A 19,115-nucleotide genomic window follows, 5' to 3' on the forward strand; every position below is an offset into this window, starting at 1 on the left:
ATCAATGCACCTCCCGCTGCGAGCGCTTGATTAGTTGCGCCGCCGGATCGGTCTCAAAGCGCGCTTCGAGCACCCGAATATCGAGGTTATTGGGCAGGCTGATGCGATGGGTCAGCACCAGGGTCATGGCCTCGGTGTCGATGCGCAGGGTGTCGGTGAGCATGGGCAGCGGCAGCAAGGCGCCGTTGAACAAACGCAGCAACACAAACGCTCGATGGCCGGGCATTTCCACCTGCGCGAATCCGCTTGGTGTCAGGTTCGGGTTGGTCAGGTTGAAGAGTTCGATGCGCAGGTTGGGCGGTGGAAATTCGATCTGTTGATCGGTGGGCGCACCGTTCCAGTAGGCGAAGTCAAAGTCATAAGGCAGACCCGGCCAGCGCTCTGCTTGCCATACAGCGTCGTAGTTACCGGCCAGAGCCAGTCGCGGTGCCCAGGCCCGGCCGACCACCCCAAAACCTGCGGGTTGGTATTTGTAGGTGCCGGCCACCTGCATCATTTGCGTGGAGTCGAGCAGTCCATCAGGGTGTTTGGCTTTATCCAGGTGCAACACGGGCCTGTCGATTGCTTCGATTTGCGGCGCGGGCAGCACCCGCAGGGGCGCATCCAGCTTGAAGCCCAACTGCTCCTGGCGTTTCTCGATCCAGCCGCTGCCCAGCGGGTTGCTGTAGCAGACCTCGTTGAGCAGATACTCCGGGCTGTCAGGCTTTAACAGGTGCTCGGGGTTGCGCACCACGCTGCTGCCGCCAAAGGCATATTCCCAGCGCAGCGGAACGCTCAGAACGGGCTGCGCTTGAGTCAGTTGCCAACCGCCAAACAGGCTGTCTTTAAATTGCCGTGGCCCGCTAAAGCGCAACTGCTTGTCCAGCAGATTGCGCCGGGTAGGGGCATTGGCGTGTGCCTTGGCGGCGGCCACGCGTTTCGCTTGCCATTCTTGAAGCTGGTATTCGTTCAACCGTTCGCCGGGGCTCAATGGTTCGGGCAGCGGCACGTCTATGTACTCGTGCGCGACCGGAATGCTCAAGCGCACACCTGCGTTCCACGACGTGGCCGGCAAGCCCTGCGGCGCATGTGCCAGTCCCACCACGATCACATCACAGCGCGGTTTAAAGGGGGCCAGGTCGCTTTCTTCGCTGACGCTGCTGGTCCCTTCTTCACCGTAATAGGCGTCATCGGTACACAACGCCACGGGCTTATCGTCCATGACCTCGGCGCGCAATTGCCCCGGTTGGCCATCCACCGGCAACAACCGATAACCGACCTTCATGGCCAGCACCGGATACTCTTGATCGTCCACACCCAGGGCGCTAAAACACAGCGCATCGAAGGGCGTCAGGTTACGAAATTCCATGACGCCTCCTCAGTTGATATCAACGTCTTTGCCGTTGATCTGCACCGCACCCGTGGCACTGAAATCGAAGGTGCAGCCATTGATCAGCACGGTGCCGTCGGACTTCATCACCAAGGTTGATTTACCCACCGTGACCTTGAATTCATCACCGGCATCAATGCTGTAGTTCTTGCCTACCACCACCGATTTATGGATGCCCACCTGCTCGCTCTGGCTCAGGCCGACGCTGGTGTTCATGGCTGCACCGACACTGGTCTGGTAAGCGGCACCGATGGTCAGCGTTTTGGCGAGCCCGATGGTTTCGGCCTTGGCCAGGGCGATGGTCTCGGTCTTGTTGGCACCAATGGTCACGCTGCGGTTGGCGCCGATCTGGATGGTTTCGTTTTGGCCGACGTCTTCGGTGCGGTGGTCGCCGATAGAAAGGGTTTCGTTGTGGTCCACCCGCTCTGTACGGTCATTCCCCACAAACGTCGTGTTGTCATGCTTGATGTAAACGTTCTTGTCCCGCTCGGCATGGATGTAAACCTCCTGTTGCCCCACCTCATCCTCAAAGCGCAGTTCGTTAAACCCCGTGCCTTTGTGGGTGCGGCTTTTGATGGTCATGCGGGTTTTGTGTTTGGGCAGTTCGTAGGGCGGCAGGTTGGCCTGGCGGTAGGCTCTGCCGGTGGCGATGGGTTGGTCGGGGTCGCCGTCGAGGTAGCTGATGATCAGTTCCTGGCCGATGCGCGGCACGGCCATGGCGCCCCATAAGGTGCCGGCCCAGCCTTGGGTGACGCGGATCCAGCAGGAGCTGTGGTCGTTTTCCTGGCTGTCGCGGTCCCACGGGAAGCTGACTTTGACCCGGCCCCATTCGTCGCAGTAGATCTCTTCCCCGGCGGGCCGACCACGGTGGCGGTGTGCGGGCCATCGATGCAGGGTTTGGGCTGCAACGGGGCTTTCCACTCGGCGTCCCAGCGGATGGCGCTGGCCTTTAAATGGTAGGTGGTGCTGTAGTCGCTGCCGCCGGCTTCTTCTTGCAGGCTGCTGTGTTGTTTGCCGGTGTGTTCAAGGGCGATGCTGCGCCAGCGGTCGTTGAAATCGGGGCGCGGGTGTTCGCTCAGGTCGAAGGCCAGACCGGGTTGCAGGCGGGCATCGTCGCCTTCGAGTTCGGCCATGCGCGCGTCGCTGCGCAAGGCGTGGAGGCGGGTCTTGGTAAAAGGTTTACCCGCCGCATCGCGCTTGTAGCGGCCGGGGTAGTCGTAGCGCTCGTAATCCTTGTGCTGATTTTTCAGGGCCAGGCCGCCATCGGCGGTGTGTTGCTGGTTGTAGCGCGGATGGGTGAAGGTGTAATCGCGCTGCACCTGACGAGAAGTGCGCACCTGCTCGGTGTAACTGAAGCGATGCAGGGCAGGCTCTGCCGAATCGCCGCCGCCCATGGGCTGGTAAAGCACCGGGCAGTCTTTGTGGGTGCCGATGGTGCCAAGGCCGCCAACACGATCGGTGAGGATCAAGGTGTGGCCATCGGTGCGGTGTTCGAAGGTGTAGAGCAGGCCTTCTTCAGCGGCCAGGCGGGCAATAAAGTCGAGATCGGTTTCGCCCGCCTGCACGCAGTATTCGCGGGTCTGGTGATCGAAACAGATCTGTTTTTCGAGGTCGGTGATGCGCTGGCCCTTGAGCACCAGAGTGATGATCTCGGGCACGGTTTTGTACTGAAACATCCGCCAGTTGGAGCGCAGGCCCGCGCGGGCCAAGGTCGGTTCGATCACCGCGTGGTAGCGGGTACGGCGAAAACCGGTGTCGCCCTGACGGAACAGACTGACCAGACCATGGACATAGCGCACCGGCGTTTCGCCGCGCCACACCGTGAACAGCGCGCCTAAATCGAGGACACGATTAAAGTCCACCGCCGGGTCGTGGCTGACCAGGTCCAGGGTTAATTTGAAGGGTTGCGACAAGCCTTCTTCGAGCTTGAACTCGACCACCTCAAAGGCATCGCCTTGCAGGGGCTCGAAGGTAAAACGCAGATCGCTTTGACGGGGCATGGGCGCTCCTGAGGCACGCTACCGCACGCCCCGTCATGGCGACGGGGCGTGCGCTGGCGAACACATAAAACTGCCTGCCAGAGCGGGCAGAAACAGCGGTGGGTTAAACCGGCTTGCGCCAGTCGTCTGAGGCTTCGGTCCCTGCAACCACGTGGCTCCAACTGACCTTGCGGTAGGCCAGGCTGGTCTTGATCAGTTGGGTGTAGTTGGCGTTATCGCTGTCCTGGGCGTGGGGCAGCAGGGTGTGGATTTCGACGACGGTGGCGTCTTCCAGCTTGGTGGTGAAGAAGTGCTCCTGTTTGCCATCGGTGGAGGTGCGGAACCACTTGACCTCAACGGTGGGCAGCATTTCGCCGGTGGCCAGCGCCTGGTAGAGCATGGGCGAGGCCTTGCTCAAAGCACTGGTGAAGATCAGCGGTTTGTGTACCCGTTGCCCCGAAGGCTGGCCGCTTTGCGGGTCGGTGGGGGTGCTGATCAGGTGGTCGACTTCCTGGGCCAGAATTTCGTCCTCATGGCCTTCCACATACACGTTGCCCACCGAGTCGCCGGTAAACGCGCCTTTGGTGATGTGGCCCTGGGTCTGGCCGTGGATGCTGATGTAGGCAGGTGTTGGCATGACAAACTCCTTGTAACGATCAATAGAACAACCCGATGGGGTTGCTACCGTCGGTGTGACGGCATGGGTTTATGGCCCGATAAGGACCAAGGGTTTACAGACGCCCGACGCGGGCGCGCTGAAAATCGGCTACAGCGTGAGAATCCGGTCGAGGGAAACCAGCACTTGCTGGGTGATGCCGTGCAGGCGCACGGCGTACACCGTGTACGCCACGACCAGCACCGCGCCCGCCATGGCCCAGGGTGTCCACAGCGGCCACGCGCGTTTGATGCGGTAGTTGCGCGGGGCGACGTGGGTCAGGGGTTCGGTCAGGCGTTTGGGCGTCTCGCCGCGCAGCGGGCGCAAGAGGCCGTGCAGGTGATTGATGATCCGTTGCAGTTCGTCATCGCCTCGGGGCACGTTGCCGTGTTTGCCCTTGAGGCCCGTGCACAGGCACAGGTACATGAACTCCAGCACGTGCTGGTATTTGGCGGCGTCGGTGGCCATGCGGGCGAGCAGGGTGAAGAACTTTTCGCCGCCCCAGGATTCATGATGAAACACGCTGAGCAGCGAGCGCGTGCTCCAGTTTGAACACCTGCCCCACGGGGTACTCATCACCACTTCGTCCACCAGCAGGCACAGGCTGTAGGAATACGCCTTGAGCGCGCCGGGGTCATAGTCCAGCGAGTTGAGCTCTTCCATGATCGTGCTGATCTGGTTATGCAGGTCGCGGTACAGCGCGTTGATATCGGCATGCCGGTCCAGGTGGCGCAGGCGTATCAGCAAGCCGATCAGGGGCATGGCCGGGTCGCACAACGGGTTCCAGGCCAGGCCGCGCAACTCGAATTCAGGGTCGGCCAGGTACGTTTGCGTTTGCTCTGTGATGACTGGCGGGGCGGGGGTAACCGCGTCCTCAAGCGCTTTGATGGAGGACTCAGGCGTGGTGTCTTCACTCATTTTTTTCACTCCTGATCGCCCAGAACTGCAGCTCCAGTTCCGGGAAGTCGCCGGCGACATGGAAGCCAAACCCGCTGCCCGTGCTCAGGCTCTGCCAGCCAGGGTGATGACGGTCGAGTTCGAAGTAGCTGAAGCCGGCATGGAATGGCAGATGGCGCGGTGCCACGGGCAGCGGGATCAGGGCAATGCCCGGCAACTGCAAGCTCACCAGTTCGCCCAAGGCTTCGGTGGCGCTGATCTTTATCTGTTTGGGCAACTGCTCGCGCAGGGTTTCCAGCGGCAGATTGGCGCGTACCGCGAGGATGAACTCGGCAGTGTCCAGCAGGCGCTTGTCGCCCAGCAGCGCAGTGAGCACGCCGAATTCCTGGGCGACGATGGGCAGCGACACGGCGCGCGGCTGCAAGACGGTCCCCAGCGCCCGGCGCAAGGTGTGCTCCAGGGGTTTGAAGCAGGCCCGCAAGTTGTCGTGCTGGTAGGCCGGGTACTCTTGGGGCAGGTGGCCCTCGTCGGTAAAGGTCACCAGTTCGCCGCAGGCCTGGGCGAAGGTGATGTACAGCCGCTCCGGGTGGACATGGCGTTGCCGGGCCAGGTGCTGGAACAGCGGGTACATCCGGTTGAGGGTTTGCAGCAGGTTGAAATCGGTGACATCGGCCACCCCCGATTGCCCCGACGAGCCGATGCGTTCGGCCAGGTTTTTGGCCCGCTCGCGGATCTGCCCGGCCACTTCACCGAGGTAGCGTTGCAGCACCGGTACGGCCTGCAAGGACACACAAGTGGGGTAAAAATGCTCGTCCATTACCAGGCTGCCGTCCGGGCGTTTATCGAGGATTTTGCCCACGGCAATGCAGGTGAAGGCGCTGCGGTCTTCGTCCTCAAGCATCAGCTTGAGGTTGGGCACGGCCACATTCATCGTGGTCACATCGCCGACTTCGCTGTGGGTGTCACGCACATCCACCTGCTGGGCCAGGTAACGGCTGTTGGCATAGCCTTCGGGCCAGCGTATTTCCAGGGCCTGAGCCGACTTGAGCGGCAGCGTCAGGAACACGGTCTGGTTGGCCGCACTGCTGTGGGTAATTTCCAGCGGGGTGGGCGGCGCCTGATCAGTGGGGATATCAAAGGCGCTGCCGTCGGGCATGATTCCGCGTGCCCGGGTCAGGGCGATCTTGCCAAAGCTCAAGTACTCGCTGTTGAGCGCCAGTTCGCTGAAACCATAGAGCGTGTCGTTGAGGCTGTTGAGGCGTTGCTGCACGGCCGCTTCGGCGGCGCGGGCCTGTTGCTGGAAATGCTGGGGTTTGACAAACAACCCCTCGTACCAAATGACCGGGTGACGTGAACTCATCAGTGGGCTCTCTGCGTGAAAGGGGGTGAAAAGGCATTCATCGGGTTTCCCCTTTGAGCTCAACGCTGGCGGCGTCCAGTTGCACCAGCAGCGCGTATTGATGGCCCTTGGGGTCTACGCGCAGGGTCTGCTTCCACTGGGCGTTGTCGGCGTCGTAGTAGTGGGCGATCACCGCGATAAACCGCGTGTCTTCGTCCAGGCTCTGCGGGTCGATAAATTTGAATTGGCCCGGCTGCAGCAGGTAGTCGTCGGCGCGGATCCAGGTGCTGCCCAAGGTCTTTTTCAGGTCATCCGTCAGCGTCTGGAGACTGGCGTTGCGCAGCAGGCTGTCATCGCTCAGTTGCAGCACCTTGAACCCGATGGGGCTGGCGATGGAGCGCGGCGCTTCAGTGTCTTGCGGGGTAGACAAACTGACACCGGGGGCGTCGTAGTCACCAAAGGGCGAGGCTTCAACCACAGACATTTGTGTGTCCGCGCCGGGCTCTGGCAGGCCCGCTGACTGTGGCGTGACGGTCTCGTGAACGTGATCCAGCAGCGCCTGCAATTGCTCGGTCAGCGCCTGCGGGCTGGCGGCCTCCACGTTCACGGTATAGGGCGAACGAATCGGCGTTTCGGCGGGGCCGGCTCCGGGGATGATCAGGCGCTGATTGACGCTGTGGCTGGCATACAGGCTCAACGAGTAGCGGCTGGGTTGATCATCAGGTCCGCCCACCGGGATCGACGGTGTCCAGATCACCTGGCCGATCTTGCCGAGCAGGGTGCAACCGACCAACGCCAGGCAGCCGAGCAGCAACAGGGCGAAGCGGATATGGCCGCCCATGTGCGTGCTGTCGAGGTGCACGGCGCGGTGGGGTGTTGCGCGCTCGACGCGGGGTTTGTCAGCGCTGGCGTGGGCTGCAAAATCCAGCACGTCGTGCAATGGCGGCGCTGCGGTGATCGCCTCCAGGGCCAGCAGCGGGTCGCTCTCCCGGGCGGGGTCCAGGGGGCGACTCAACTGCTCGAATTCGTGGCAGATGTGCGTGTTTGTGTCTGCCGGGGGCAGAAAAGGCAACGTGTGGGCGTTCCAGTCTTCGAGGCCATCCCGGCGACCGGTGAGCAGTTCATTGAGCGAGCGCTGGCTCAGGTGGCGGCGGTCGTCTGCCAGCTCATGGGCATCCAGGTGCACGGCGATTTGGTAGTCGCCGATGTGTAAAAAATCCCCCTCATTCAACTGCACGGTGGTGCCACGGCCCAAGGGCAGGGCATGGCCGTTGGCATAAGTGTGGCCGCAGTGATCGGTGACGCAGGCGCGATTGCCCAGCCAATGGATCTGGCAGTGGTAGGGGCGAACGCTGCGGCTGCGGTCGTTGAGCCGCCAGTCGCAGTCCGCACTGCCGATGCTGCCGCCGTGCAAGGCAAAACGGTGGGTGGGCTGGCAGCCGTGGAGCAATTGCGCGGGGTTGCTGATGACCAACGTAAGGTTCATGCGCGCCCCCTGATCCGTACCACGGCGGGGTGACGGTGTGCCTGGCACTCGATGAAACTGGTCCAGCCCAAGTGAGTCCCGCCTTCGCGGCGCAGGTTGAACGGCGGCACGTCTTCTTCGCGCAGGCCCAGTTCCACGTAATAAGCCGGTACGTCCCGCGCCAGAAAATCCAGCAACTGGCGCAGCCGTGCGCATTGGCCGCCGCTGGGCAGGAACTCCCGGAAGCGCTTTTGCGACAGGTTGGGGATCACCAGGGTGAATTGGCTGGCGCGTGTGCGGGCACGGTCGCCGATGGTGAAGTTCTCCCCGAGTACACCGTTAAGTGAGCCGAGGGCCACGCGATGGCGCTTGAGCAAGGGCACCGAGCGCGGTTCAAACTCACGGATGTAAACGCCGTGCAGATCAAAACAATGCTCCACAATCCCGCTCACCACTGACGGCGCACGGCTGCGGCTGGCAATCAACCCGGCAAAGCTCAACAGACGCCCCCAGGGCAGCGGTGTCGCGCCGCGCAGGTCGTTGTCATTGAGGCCAATCAGGGAAAACACATAGCGCGAGAAGCGGTCGCGAGCGTTTGCCTGGAAGCGGATGTAGTAGCGATATTTTCGCCAGCTGTGGTGCAGCAAGGTCAGCAGGCGATGATTGAAAAAATCGAGGAACTCGGGGCGAATGCCACGGCCCTGCGCTTGCTCATAGGCCAGGCGGTCCAGGTAATAACCGGGCAGCGGCGAGTCGGCACCCTGCAAGCCCAGAAACGTGGTTTGCACGCGGTAGCGCTCGTTGCCGAGCGTTTCATCGACACGCTCGGCAACGGTCAGGTCAGAGGCCGGAAAGCCCATGCCCGCGTGGCTTTGCAAACGAATTCGGCGACGGCTGGCGTGGCTTGCAGGCTGGGCTTCCAGGTCATCGTCGTGCAGCGCGTGCAGGTGTTCCAGCAGACGATGGAACGAGTAGTTCCGCGCATCGGCCAGGAGCGTGTCGGCTAGATCACGGGTTGTCTGCCGGTCAACAGTGGCCATTCATAGCACTCGTTGTTAGTGGTATTAATCACTTCCAGCATGTGGAAGGAGTTGATGCTTGCGTAGAGCGCGAAGAAGTACGAAAGCACGCTGGCGAACAGGTACAGCTCGCCCTCGCAGAGGAACGCCTGCTGGTCCAGCTTCAAGCGGGTGTGCAGGCCGCGCACGGGCAGGCCCTTCATCAGCCAGTCAATGGGCGTGGTGACGGCTTCGCCAATCCCGTCAAGGCGCTTGCGGGTGGCGCGGGTCTGTTGCAGGTCGTGCAAGGCGGCAAAGTCATAGGCGCGGATCACCGCCTTGAGCGGTTCTGCCGAGAGCAGTGACAGGTAGTTCAGCGACAGGTTGGAAATCAGCGTCCAGTGCAGGCTGGCGTCCAGCACCGGGCGATACGAGCGCGTGGGCGCGATCAGATTGGTGTAGGTGGCAAAGGACGGCGTGGTTTCGGTCGACAGCGACACGTCATCAATGCCCAGCGCCTGGGGTAAATCACGGTTGCTGCAGGTCAGTTCGATGGACGCGGTTTCATGCTCGCCGATGTAGTCGCGTTCATCGCCACGCACAAAGGCTATGCGCTGCTGCAACCCTTCACGGCCGTGGGACTCTTCGATGTGGGTGCGAAAGTACAGCGCCGTGCGGCCCTGGGCGTGTTCGATCTCATGCTGAAAAGACTCAAAGGGCGTGAAGGTGCGCAGCGGGTCACCCTTGTGTTCTTTGTCGCTGGCGCTCCAGCCAGCCACGCGGTCAACACTGAAAATCTCATAGGCGTCTGGGCGCTGCCCGGTGGGGATGACCCGCTGTTCCAGGCTGCGCCCGTCCAGGGCAATGGGTTCGGCGTCGTGGCTGAACAGGTTGACCGCCGGGGCGCAGAACAGGTGCAGGTCGTGGGTCTGCAAACGAATGTCGCCGGGCATGGGCCGGGAGAACTGGAACTCGAAGCGGATCTCATCGGTGCTGATGGCGGGCCAGGCTTTGCCCAGGCGGGTCAGGCTGAAGAAGTGAAAGCGCTGCGGGAACACGAAGTATTCCTGCAAGATCCGGTAGCCGTCGAAGACATTGCGCGGGTAGGGCAGCAACGCCTCTTGCGGGGTAAACCCCGGAAAACCGATGTCTTGGGGGTTCAGCCCGTAGGCGGTGCCATTGACGTACAGGGTCACGCTTTTGAGGTAGTGGGCGATCCACAGGTACAGGGTTTGCGCCGTGGCATTGCCACCGCCAAGGTGAAAATCCAGTTGATCGCAGCCCAGGCTGCTCAGCGGTTGCCGGGTCAAGACGCTGAGGTCGATGCGCACCACCGAGGCTTCACGGCTATGGGCATCACTCACGCACTTGACCGCCAGCGGGTACAGGCTGACCTCGGTGCAGGTGCGAAATTCGCAACTGATGCCGTCCACCGGTTTGGCAAACAGCGGTGTGCCTTTGGGCAGCACCTGGCGCTGGCTGATGGCGTCGGGCAGCGGTTTGAAACGCACGATGGTGCAACTGGGCAATGGCCGCAAATAGTTGGGCCAGAGCATCTGCAGCAGCGGATGCGTCAATTCCGGCAGGTCATCGTCTATCTTCATGCCGAGCTTGGCGGTGAGAAACGCAAAGCCTTCCAGCAGCCGTTCCACATCCGGGTCATTGGCCTTGTCACCCAAAAACTGCGCCAGTTGCGGGTTGTCCTCGGCAAACTCACGGCCCAGCTCACGCAGGTAACGCATCTCTTCGGCAAAGCGTTCTTTCAAGCCCATGGCGTCCCCCTTTATTTAACGCGGGTGTAGCCGTCGCGGCCGTGCATGGCCACGTCGATCAGCACCCTTTCGTCCTTGTGGTTGAGCTGCACCTGGCAATCGAGGCGAAAGTTCAGCTCCAGCGGTAAATCCGGGTCGGGCTGATAGCGCACGCCAACGACCTTGATCCTCGGTTCGAATGCTTCGATTGAGCGGCGTATGTCGGCGCTGATAGCGATCACCAGATCAGAGCTGCCCTGGGCTGCGCCATTGAAGTCGCGCAGGCCCAGTTCAGGGCTGCTTTGCGAGCAGCCCTGGCGGGCATTGAGTACGTGCTCCAAATGGCGCTTGATCGCGTCGATACGCTGGCGGGCCTGTTCGTCCGCGGTGCCCGGGCGGTAGCGCGGTGCGTCAGGCTCCAGACGTTCGAACAGGCTGGCGCGGCCCAATTACTGGGTGTCCAGCCGACCGACCAGTGAGATCTCGAAGTTGGCGCCCATGTACTTGAAGTGCGGGCGGATCGACAGCGACACCTGATACCAGCCCGGGTTGCCGGCCACGTCCTGCACATCAATCTGGGCCGCGCGCAACGGGCGACGGCTGCGCACATCGGCTGAAGGGTTGTCTTGATCGGCGATGTATTGCTTGAGCCAGGTGTTGAGTTCGCGCTCCATGTCCTGGCGTTCTTTCCAACTGCCGATCTGCTCGCGTTGCAGGACTTTGATGTAGTGGGCCAGGCGATTGACGATAAACAGGTAGGGCAATTGCGTGCCGAGCTTGTAGTTGGTCTGGGCCTCCTGACCTTCGCGGGTCTTGGGGAAGGCTTTGGGTTTTTGAATGGAGTTGGCCGAGAAAAACGCCGCGTTGTCGCTGTCCTTGCGCATGGTCAGCGGGATAAAACCGGCTTCTGCCAGCTCATATTCCTTGCGATCAGAAATAAGCACTTCGGTGGGGATCTTGGCTTGCAACTGGCCCAGTGATTCATACAAATGCACTGGCAGATCTTCTACCGCGCCACCGGATTGCGGGCCGATGATGTTCGGGCACCAGCGGTAACGGGCGAAGCTGTCGGTGAGTCGGGTGGCCATCAGAAAGGCCGTGTTGCCCCACAGGTAGTTGTCATGCTGGCCGTCGATGGCTTCGTCGTAGCTGAAGCTGCGCACCGGGTTTTCCAGGCCGTCATAGGGCGTGCGCAACAAAAAGCTGGGCAGGGTGGCGGCGATGTATTTGGAGTCTTCCATCTCGCGCAAGCTGCGCCATTTGGTATGGCTGGGGCCTTCAAAGATGTCGTTGACCTCCTTGATCGACGGCAGGTCCTGGAAGCTTTTGAGGTTGAAGAATTCGGGGCTGGCGGCCATGACGAACGGTGCGTGAGCCATGGCGCCTACAGAGGCCACATAGCTGAGCAAACGGATGTCCGGTGACGAAGGGCCGAAGGTGTAGTTACCGATCATGGCAGCGATGGGTTCGCCACCAAACTGGCCGTAACCTGCGGTGTACACGTGCTTGTAGAGGCCGCTGCGGGTGATGTCGCCGGCGTTGTCGAAATCGTCGAGCATTTCTTCTTTGGTGACATGCAGCACGTCGAGCTTGATGTTCTCGCGAAAGTCCGTGCGATCCACCAGCAGTTTCAGCCCGCGCCACGCCGATTCCAGTTGCTGGAACTGCGGCTGGTGGAGGATTTCATCCATCTGCTTGCTCAAGGCAAGGTCGATTTCGCTGATCATCTGATCAACCCGGAACTTGTTCACGGGCTGTTCGTGATGGCCGCTTTGCAAGATCTCGCTGATGAACGCGGCCACGCCTTGTCTGGCGACCGCATAGCCTTCCTGGGCCGGGGTCATCATGGTGTTGGCCAGCAGTTGATCGAGTAGCGAGGTGGGGGCATCGGTCACCCGGATTTGGGCGTTGGCACTTTCCATCGGCATGGGTGGTACTCCGTTTTATGAACTCGGTTTCGGCAGTCGCAGGGCAGTGAACAGGCAGGTAACGCTTGGCGTTTGGGCCTAGGCGTCAGGCGAATCCTTGGGGGCAGGCAGGGTCAGGTTCAGTTCGCGAATAAGCCGTTGGCGCGAAGCATCGTCAGCCAGCAGGCTTTGCAACTGTTTGCGGAAGGCGGGGGTATTGCCCAGCGGGCCTTTTAACGCCACCAGCGCGTTGCGTAACTCCAGCAGTTTGTTCATTTCAGGCACTTGGCGAACGATGGCATCGGGGCCGAAATCGTTAATCGACTTGAACTGCAAATTAATGCTCAAGTCGTTCTCGATATCGTTGGTCAAGACGCAAGGCACTGCCATTTCTAATGACACTTCGGCTTTGGTCAGTACATCATTGAAGTTGTCTTTGTCGATACGTACGGGTTGTCGGTCTTCAAGGGCGGACTCTTCGTCGTGGCCTTTAAAATCACCGGTTATCAGTAACTTTAACGGTAATTCAACTTCGGCCTGTTGATCGCCTGTGGCCGGAATGTATTTGATGTTAATGCGTTCTTTTGGAGCTACGGAACCGTGAGCTTTCGACATGGGAAAAGTCCTTTTCATTCGAAGGTAGCCCTATTAGGACCCGATTTCTCTAGGTCTGTCATGTCGGCCAAAGCCGTTAGTTGTGTGGCTTTTATCTGTAGGAAATTACGATTATGAGTTTGGTAGTACTTGCCCTACATAGTTGCAGGAAGTCGCTGAGAGATATGTCTGTTAATTGCACTAATAACGTTAATTGTGGAGTGTTTAACTTGCTACTTAATTGCCGGTTAGTCCACGCTCCGGACAATTAAGGCGTTATACGTCGAACTTTTTATCAGCGAGAAAGGATCTTGCGCGTTATGTCATGCCCATCATTCATACAGGAGGTGCAAATGCGAATAAGCAGTGGGCGGGCATGGGCGTTAGGCGCCTTTCTATTAGTGCTGGCGGGGCAACAGGCATTGGCCATGCCTGCAGCGCGAGACTGTACGACCGTTGTGTCGTCGTTAAAGCGTCTGGAATGTTTTGATCAGGCGGCCGGAACGCCGATTCGCACCATGGCGCCACAACCCATCGCTTATGTGGGGCGGATGTTGCCCATCGTCGATCTGGTGCAGCGCAATGAGGCCAAACGCAGCCCCGGCGACTTCCGCTTTTTGATCTCGCACTGGCCAGAGCCGGATAACGAACGAGCACAACGGGTGGTTATTTCCGCACCCGCTTTGGGGGCGTTTGCACCCCGGCCGACCCTGGCCATCAGTTGCGAGTCTTCTATCACGCGTCTGCAACTGGTGCTCGATGAGCCGGTCAAGCGCAACAAGCTGCACATCCAGTTGCTGGCCGATGACCAGCCACTCTCAACCGCGACATGGCAAGTGATGGATGAGGCGGGGCTGGTGGTCGAGTTCAGTCGTGGGTTACCGACCATTGCGCTGTTACGCCAGATCATGGGCAGCCAGCGTCTGGAACTGAAAAGCACGCAGGATCCCGCGCTGAATGGGCTGGTGTTTGACGCGCAAGGCCTGGACGCGTTGATTGCGCAGGAGCGTCAAGCATGCCGCTGGTGATCGAGGTCCCGGCCGATATCGTCCCGCTGTTGCTGGCGCCGATCGAGCCGGAGCAACCCGCCGGGTATTTCGATATCGAGGACGAAACCTATCAGGCGATTGATCAGGAAATGATCAAGCTTGGCGGCTTGCGCGAGGCCAGCATCGACTGGCCGTATATCGATGAAGCGTCCCGTCAGTATTTGGCCAGACAGTGCAAGCACTTGCGCATCCTCGGGCATTTGCAGGTGGTGTGGCTGCGCACCCGGCAGTGGGCGCGCTGGGCCGATGCCGTGGGCTTGCTGGCGGGTGTTGTCGAGGTGTATTGGGACAGTGCGCACCCCAAGCCGGGGCCGACCGGCTACCTGGCCAAGCGCAAGCAGATCAAGCGCCTGCTTGAAGAGTTGGGGCAAGCCTTGTCGAGCCTCGACCGCAGCAGCTTTGCCCCGGTGCATCAGGCCACGGCGGAGCAGGCGTTGCTCGACCTTGCGCGCTGTGCGGTGGCGGCCAAGCTCGACCCGGCACCCATTGAGGCGCTGCAACGGCAGTTGGCCAAATACAGTGAACCGCCGGTGCCTGAGTCGGCCAACCAGGCTCCGTCTTCCGGCGTCCTGAACCCGACCTTGTTCACCCGCACCAGCGCGCCGCCAGTGGGCAGCGAACGTGAGCAACGGCGTGCCTTGCTGGCAATGGCCGAGCAACTCAATCAACAAGACCTCTATGACCCGGTGGGCTATCAACTGCGCCGTTTTGGCCTGTGGGCGCACCTGCATGCTGCCCCGGCCATCACCCGCGACCGCCGCACAGAATTGAGCGCGGTGCCTCAAGACATTGTTGACGCGTATCAAGAAGCGCTGGGCGCCAATGCCCTTGAGCCCGCCTTGCTGTTGCGCATTGAAAAAAGCGTCGCGGCCTCGCCGTACTGGTTGCGTGGCAGCTACCTCGCGGCCCAGGTGGCCTCGCGTCTGGCGATGGATGATGTGGCCTTGGCCGTGCGCCGCTGTTGTGAGCGGCTGGTGTGTCGGCTCCCGGCTTTGCTTGAGCTGAATTTCAGCGACGGCACGCCCTTCGTCGACGCGCCAACCCAGGCCTGGATCAGCGGTGCCGACCAGCGCGAGGGCACCAGCAGTGCGGTGCCTGAGTACGCGGGCCTGCGCGACGAATTGGTGACTCAACTGAATACCGAAGGCGTTGAGGTGGTGCTGCTGCGATTGCAGGCATTGCACGCAGCCCATGAAGCCCCGCGCCAGCGCAGCCACACCACGGTAATCGCCGCTGATTTGCTAGGGGCCCGTGGCCTGTCCTGGCTGGCCGATGACCTTTACGCCGGGGTGGCCCGGGTGATGCGCGAAACCAGCGCCCAGGCGTGGGAACCCGAGTTGTATCAGAAGTTGGCCCAGCACCTTGGCAACCCCTCGTTGATCAAGGCCGTTCAGGAGTAGGAGCAGTTTATGGAAAGGGTCTGGAGTTACATCAAGCGCTGGGGGTGGCCCGTGCTGCGGCATTTCAAACAGGCGCTGGCGCTGATGGTTGTCCTCGGCGTGGTCTTTGCGCTGATCGGCATCTGGTGGCTGGGGCCGCACTGGACATGGCGCGAGCATCAACCCTTGGCGGCACTGGCGATGCGCGTGTCGGCCAGCGTTGTGGTGGTGGTCGTGCCGTTGCTGTTCTGGGCCTGGCGGGTGCGTCAACGCTTGCTCAGGCTCAATGCCGGGCACGCGCGTGAAGCGGCGGTTGTGCTGGATCCCTGCCTGCCTTATGTCGAGGCGCAGGAGCGTTCACTTGATCAAAGCCTGAGCCATTTATTGAACAATATGGAGCGTCGCCGTTCGCTCTATCAATTGCCGTGGTACCTGGTGCTGGGCGAAGAAAACGCGGGCAAGACCAGCCTTGTCACCCGTTCGAATCAGAGCTTTTCCCTGTCCCATATCAACAGGACGGGGGCCCGCGCGCAGCCGGAAGAAAAACTGGCGTATGCCATCGACTGGTGGATCGGTGATGAAGCCGTCTTGATCGACCCACCGGGAGAGTTGCTCACGCAACCGAAGCCCTTGACGCAAGAACAGCGCGCCGAGCAAGCGCAAGAACCGGTGGCGGCCAAAGGTAAAGTCAGGCCGGTATTGCCGGCGGACACTCACCCGCGCCTGTGGCTGCACCTGCTGGACTGGCTGGGGCGCAATCGCAGCCGCCGCGCCCTGAATGGGGTGGTGCTGGTGATCGATGTACAAGCCTTGCTGATGCAGCGCCCCGAAGCGCGCAAGGCTCGCGCTAACGTGCTCCGCACGCGGGTGTATGAATTGACGCGGCACTTGGGCACACGCCTGCCGGTGTATGTGGTGCTGAGCAAATTTGATCTGCTGGAGGGCTTTGAGGAGTTCTTTTCTCAGCTGTCGCGCCGGGGCCGTGAAGACTTGCTCGGCTTTACCTTCAGCCTGGACGCTGTCGACGATTTCGATGCCTGGCTGGCGGAGTTGGCGGAACATTACAGCGCATTTGTCGAACGCCTCAACGAGCAGGTTTTTGACAGCCTCAGAGGCGCCCGCTCACTGGAGGACCGTGACCGGCTGATGGGTTTTCTGCGCCAGTTGGCAGGGCTGCGCCCGGCACTGTTTGGCTTCTTGAATGAAATGCTTGGCACCGACCGTTTCACCACACCGGCGCTGGTCCGGGGCGTGTATTTTTCGTCAGTCTTCCAGCAGGGCACCCTGAGCAATGCGTTCGTTAGAGAGGCGGGCCAGCCCTACCACCTGCCGCCACCACCTGCCGAGGTCAAGCCTGCGCAGGGCAAGGCCATCTATTTTGCCCAGCAACTGTTCAAGCAAGTGATCTACCCCGAAGCGGGGCTGGCCGGTGACAACATCAAAGTCGCCCGCAGCAAGCAACGACTGCTGATCGCAGGTTGTGGCGTGGCTTCGCTGGGCTGTTTGCTGGCGGTGGGCTTGTGGCAGTACTACTTCACCGTCAACCGTGACAAGGCCGCGAACGTTTTGGCCAGAAGCCAGGAGTTCAGCACCGGGGACATTGACGCCAGCCTCGATGCCACCGGGCGCAATTTGCTGGCACCGCTGGACCAGATCCGTGACGCCGTCTCGGTGTATGGCGATTACCGTGAGGCCTGGCCGTTGCTGTCCAATATGGGGCTGTATCAGGGCAGGGCGATTGGCCCGCGGGTTGACGAGGCCTATTTGAATTTGCTGTCCCGACGCTTTTTGCCCGCCATCGCCAGCAGCGCCCTGGAGGCGATCAACATCGCGCCTGCGGGCAGCAATCAGCAATTGGTGGCGTTGCGGGTGTACCGCATGATCGAAGACCGCCAGAACCGCCGCCCGGAGATCGTCGAGGACTGGGTTGCCAAGCAGTGGCAGCGCGCGTATCCGGGCCAGGGGCAACTGCAGGCAGACCTGATGCGCCATCTCAATTACGCGTTGAAATATGCCGACGCAGACTTGCCGCATTATCGCGAACGGATCGCCCAGGTGCAGCAGCAACTGCGCCAGCGGCCCATGGCTGAGCGGGTGTACAGCACGTTAAAACAGGATGCCCAAGAGCGCTTGCAACGCCCGCTGGACCTGCGCAATGAAATCGGACCGGCTTTCGATATTGTTTACCGCCCGTTGGTGGTCAGCGCGGACACCGATGGCAGCGAGTTGCAGTTGGCGCCCTTGCTCACCGCCAAGGGGTTCAAAGAGTACTTTGAGCCCGGTACACAAGACATTATTGAGCTGGCCATGATCGATCAGTGGGTGCTCGGTGAGCGCCAACGCCTGGACTACTCGCCAGAAGACCGCAAGGTCCTGACCCAGCGGGTTCGCGCCCTGTACAGCGCTGACTACGTGGACAGCTGGCGGCGGGCGCTTAACCAGTTTGTAGTCACTGATTTTCGTGACCTGAGCCATGGGGTTGCCGTGCTGGAGCAGGTCACCGGCCCGGCGGCGCCCTTACGGCGTTTGCTTGAAACGCTGCGCGACAACACCGTGATCTACCCGGCCGTGCCGTTGATCGAGGGCACAGCGGTGGTCAGCCTGGACAAAGTGCCCGAGGGCCAACAACAGGCGGCGGGTATTCGGCGGGCTTTTACCGGCTTGGCGCAGTTGATCATCCCCCAGGGTGAACGGCCTTCCTACTATGAAGAGACCCTGCGCGCCATCGGCGCCGTGCATGACTATGCCAAGGCCGTGCACGACAATCCGGACCCCGGCAAGGCCGCGTTGAAGACCGTCCTCAATCGTTTTTCGCTCAGCGGCAGCGACCCGATTGCCAACCTGCAACGGGTTGCTGTGGGCTTGCCGGAACCGATGAACCAGCAGGTCAAAAAACTCGCGGACCAGACCTCGCAAGTGCTGGTGGTAGCCGCCCTGCGCGAGCTGGAAAAGCGCTGGGACAGCGAGATCTACAGTTTCTATCGTGATCGGCTGGCCGATCGTTACCCGTTCAAAACCACGGGCGAAGACGCCTCGCTGGACGACTTTGAAGCCTTTTTCGGGCCGCAAGGGCGGTTGCAACAGTTCCATGACCAGTACCTGGACATCTTCCTCAAAGACAACCTCGACGTGCTCTACTCCGAGAGCCTGGGCGGCTACCTGGTGCGCAGCGACGTGCTGGAACAGTTGAAAAAAGCCGAGCGTATTCGCGACACCTTCTTCAACCATCGCGGGCATTTGGCGGTGCAACTCACCATCGAACCGCTGGCCCTGAGCACCACGCGCCTGAGCAGCCTGCTCAGCGTCGACGGCCAGTTGATCCCCTACCAGCACGGCGCGCCACAGCGCACAGGGCTGGTGTGGCCCAACGACCTGGGCAATGCCAATGGCAGCCAACTGACCCTGGTCAACAGCAGTGGCAACACCGCCAGCCTGAGCTATCGCGGGCCGTGGTCGTTATTTCGGCTGCTCAGCCGAGGCCACCTCAACGGCCGCACCGACACCAGCGTCGACCTGACCTTCGCCATTGCCGAGGGATTGATGCGCTACCGCGTGGTGGCCGAAAAAGCCAACAACCCCATCACCCAGCGCACCTTTGAAGGCTTTGCATTGCCCAGAACCTTGCTGGAGGAACGCCGACAACCCAAGGACGGCGACAACGTCACGCAGTTGTGAGGGCGGTCCAAGCCTCTAGCCTTATCTATGTAGCACCTGCCTTTGTTCTCCCTGAGTA

13 protein-coding genes and 1 pseudogene are annotated in these 19,115 nt (G+C 61.0%); 3 read left to right on the top strand and 11 right to left on the bottom strand.

Translation table 11 applies throughout. From position 1 onward, the window contains the following. Position 1: 1 nt before the first annotated feature. From QMX84_RS09855 to tssB, 11 genes and pseudogenes are all read right to left on the bottom strand, one after another. Positions 2–1,348, bottom strand: a complete 1,347-nt coding sequence (locus QMX84_RS09855) for a DUF2169 domain-containing protein (protein ID WP_282363725.1) — start codon at positions 1,346–1,348, stop codon at positions 2–4. A 291-nt stretch (positions 1,349–1,639) separates the two neighbouring features. Next, positions 1,640–3,369 (bottom strand): annotated as a pseudogene (gene tssI / locus QMX84_RS09860) (type VI secretion system tip protein TssI/VgrG); the annotation flags it as partial. 103 nt (positions 3,370–3,472) lie between these two features. Beyond that, positions 3,473–3,985, bottom strand: coding sequence for an Hcp family type VI secretion system effector (locus tag QMX84_RS09865; protein WP_048373680.1), 513 nt, complete (start codon positions 3,983–3,985; stop codon positions 3,473–3,475). A gap of 129 nt (positions 3,986–4,114) precedes the next feature. After that, complete coding sequence (gene icmH / locus QMX84_RS09870) at positions 4,115–4,921, bottom strand: type IVB secretion system protein IcmH/DotU (RefSeq protein WP_082148807.1); 807 nt, start codon at positions 4,919–4,921, stop codon at positions 4,115–4,117. Continuing rightward, positions 4,914–6,260: a type VI secretion system baseplate subunit TssK gene (gene tssK, locus QMX84_RS09875; RefSeq protein ID WP_282363726.1), complete on the bottom strand. Its 1,347-nt coding sequence runs from the start codon at positions 6,258–6,260 to the stop codon at positions 4,914–4,916. The genes icmH and tssK overlap by 8 nt, the downstream gene beginning before the upstream one ends. A 37-nt stretch (positions 6,261–6,297) precedes the next feature. Continuing rightward, on the bottom strand, positions 6,298–7,725 hold the full coding sequence (tssJ, locus tag QMX84_RS09880; protein WP_282363727.1) for a type VI secretion system lipoprotein TssJ: 1,428 nt from the start codon (positions 7,723–7,725) through the stop codon (positions 6,298–6,300). Next, entirely contained in the window at positions 7,722–8,744 is a 1,023-nt protein-coding gene (gene tssG / locus QMX84_RS09885; RefSeq protein ID WP_282363728.1) for a type VI secretion system baseplate subunit TssG, read from the bottom strand. The genes tssJ and tssG overlap by 4 nt, the downstream gene beginning before the upstream one ends. Next, the gene (gene tssF, locus QMX84_RS09890; RefSeq protein ID WP_282363729.1) at positions 8,708–10,474 is read right to left on the bottom strand and encodes a type VI secretion system baseplate subunit TssF; all 1,767 of its coding nucleotides are present in this window, start codon (positions 10,472–10,474) and stop codon (positions 8,708–8,710) included. The genes tssG and tssF overlap by 37 nt, the downstream gene beginning before the upstream one ends. Positions 10,475–10,485: 11 nt before the next feature. Next, positions 10,486–10,902: a type VI secretion system baseplate subunit TssE gene (tssE, locus tag QMX84_RS09895; RefSeq protein ID WP_048373670.1), complete on the bottom strand. Its 417-nt coding sequence runs from the start codon at positions 10,900–10,902 to the stop codon at positions 10,486–10,488. After that, on the bottom strand, positions 10,903–12,375 hold the full coding sequence (gene tssC, locus QMX84_RS09900; RefSeq protein ID WP_088500278.1) for a type VI secretion system contractile sheath large subunit: 1,473 nt from the start codon (positions 12,373–12,375) through the stop codon (positions 10,903–10,905). An 84-nt stretch (positions 12,376–12,459) separates the two neighbouring features. Further along, the gene (tssB, locus tag QMX84_RS09905) at positions 12,460–12,975 is read right to left on the bottom strand and encodes a type VI secretion system contractile sheath small subunit (RefSeq protein WP_282363730.1); all 516 of its coding nucleotides are present in this window, start codon (positions 12,973–12,975) and stop codon (positions 12,460–12,462) included. 332 nt (positions 12,976–13,307) lie between these two features. Here tssB and vasI point away from each other — a divergent pair, with 332 nt between their 5' ends. From vasI to tssM, 3 genes are read left to right on the top strand one after another with little or no spacing between them, the layout of a single operon-like run. Next, entirely contained in the window at positions 13,308–13,982 is a 675-nt protein-coding gene (vasI, locus tag QMX84_RS09910; RefSeq protein ID WP_282363731.1) for a type VI secretion system-associated protein VasI, read from the top strand. Then, complete coding sequence (gene tssA / locus QMX84_RS09915) at positions 13,970–15,403, top strand: type VI secretion system protein TssA (RefSeq protein WP_282363732.1); 1,434 nt, start codon at positions 13,970–13,972, stop codon at positions 15,401–15,403. Before vasI ends, tssA begins: the two co-directional genes overlap by 13 nt. Positions 15,404–15,412: 9 nt before the next feature. Next, on the top strand, positions 15,413–19,057 hold the full coding sequence (gene tssM / locus QMX84_RS09920) for a type VI secretion system membrane subunit TssM (protein WP_282363733.1): 3,645 nt from the start codon (positions 15,413–15,415) through the stop codon (positions 19,055–19,057). Positions 19,058–19,115: the final 58 nt, after the last annotated feature.

This window comes from Pseudomonas sp. PS01297 (genome assembly GCF_029959305.1).
Lineage (GTDB): Bacteria > Pseudomonadota > Gammaproteobacteria > Pseudomonadales > Pseudomonadaceae > Aquipseudomonas > Aquipseudomonas helleri.

Coding starts and splice junctions, on each gene's coding strand:
- QMX84_RS09855 (WP_282363725.1), bottom strand. CDS start 1,348: ATGGAATTTCGTAACCTGACGCCCTTCGATGCGCTGTGTTTTAGCGCC.
- QMX84_RS09865 (WP_048373680.1), bottom strand. CDS start 3,985: ATGCCAACACCTGCCTACATCAGCATCCACGGCCAGACCCAGGGCCAC.
- icmH (WP_082148807.1), bottom strand. CDS start 4,921: ATGAGTGAAGACACCACGCCTGAGTCCTCCATCAAAGCGCTTGAGGAC.
- tssK (WP_282363726.1), bottom strand. CDS start 6,260: ATGAGTTCACGTCACCCGGTCATTTGGTACGAGGGGTTGTTTGTCAAA.
- tssJ (WP_282363727.1), bottom strand. CDS start 7,725: ATGAACCTTACGTTGGTCATCAGCAACCCCGCGCAATTGCTCCACGGC.
- tssG (WP_282363728.1), bottom strand. CDS start 8,744: ATGGCCACTGTTGACCGGCAGACAACCCGTGATCTAGCCGACACGCTC.
- tssF (WP_282363729.1), bottom strand. CDS start 10,474: ATGGGCTTGAAAGAACGCTTTGCCGAAGAGATGCGTTACCTGCGTGAG.
- tssC (WP_088500278.1), bottom strand. CDS start 12,375: ATGGAAAGTGCCAACGCCCAAATCCGGGTGACCGATGCCCCCACCTCG.
- tssB (WP_282363730.1), bottom strand. CDS start 12,975: ATGTCGAAAGCTCACGGTTCCGTAGCTCCAAAAGAACGCATTAACATC.
- vasI (WP_282363731.1), top strand. CDS start 13,308: ATGCGAATAAGCAGTGGGCGGGCATGGGCGTTAGGCGCCTTTCTATTA.
- tssA (WP_282363732.1), top strand. CDS start 13,970: ATGCCGCTGGTGATCGAGGTCCCGGCCGATATCGTCCCGCTGTTGCTG.
- tssM (WP_282363733.1), top strand. CDS start 15,413: ATGGAAAGGGTCTGGAGTTACATCAAGCGCTGGGGGTGGCCCGTGCTG.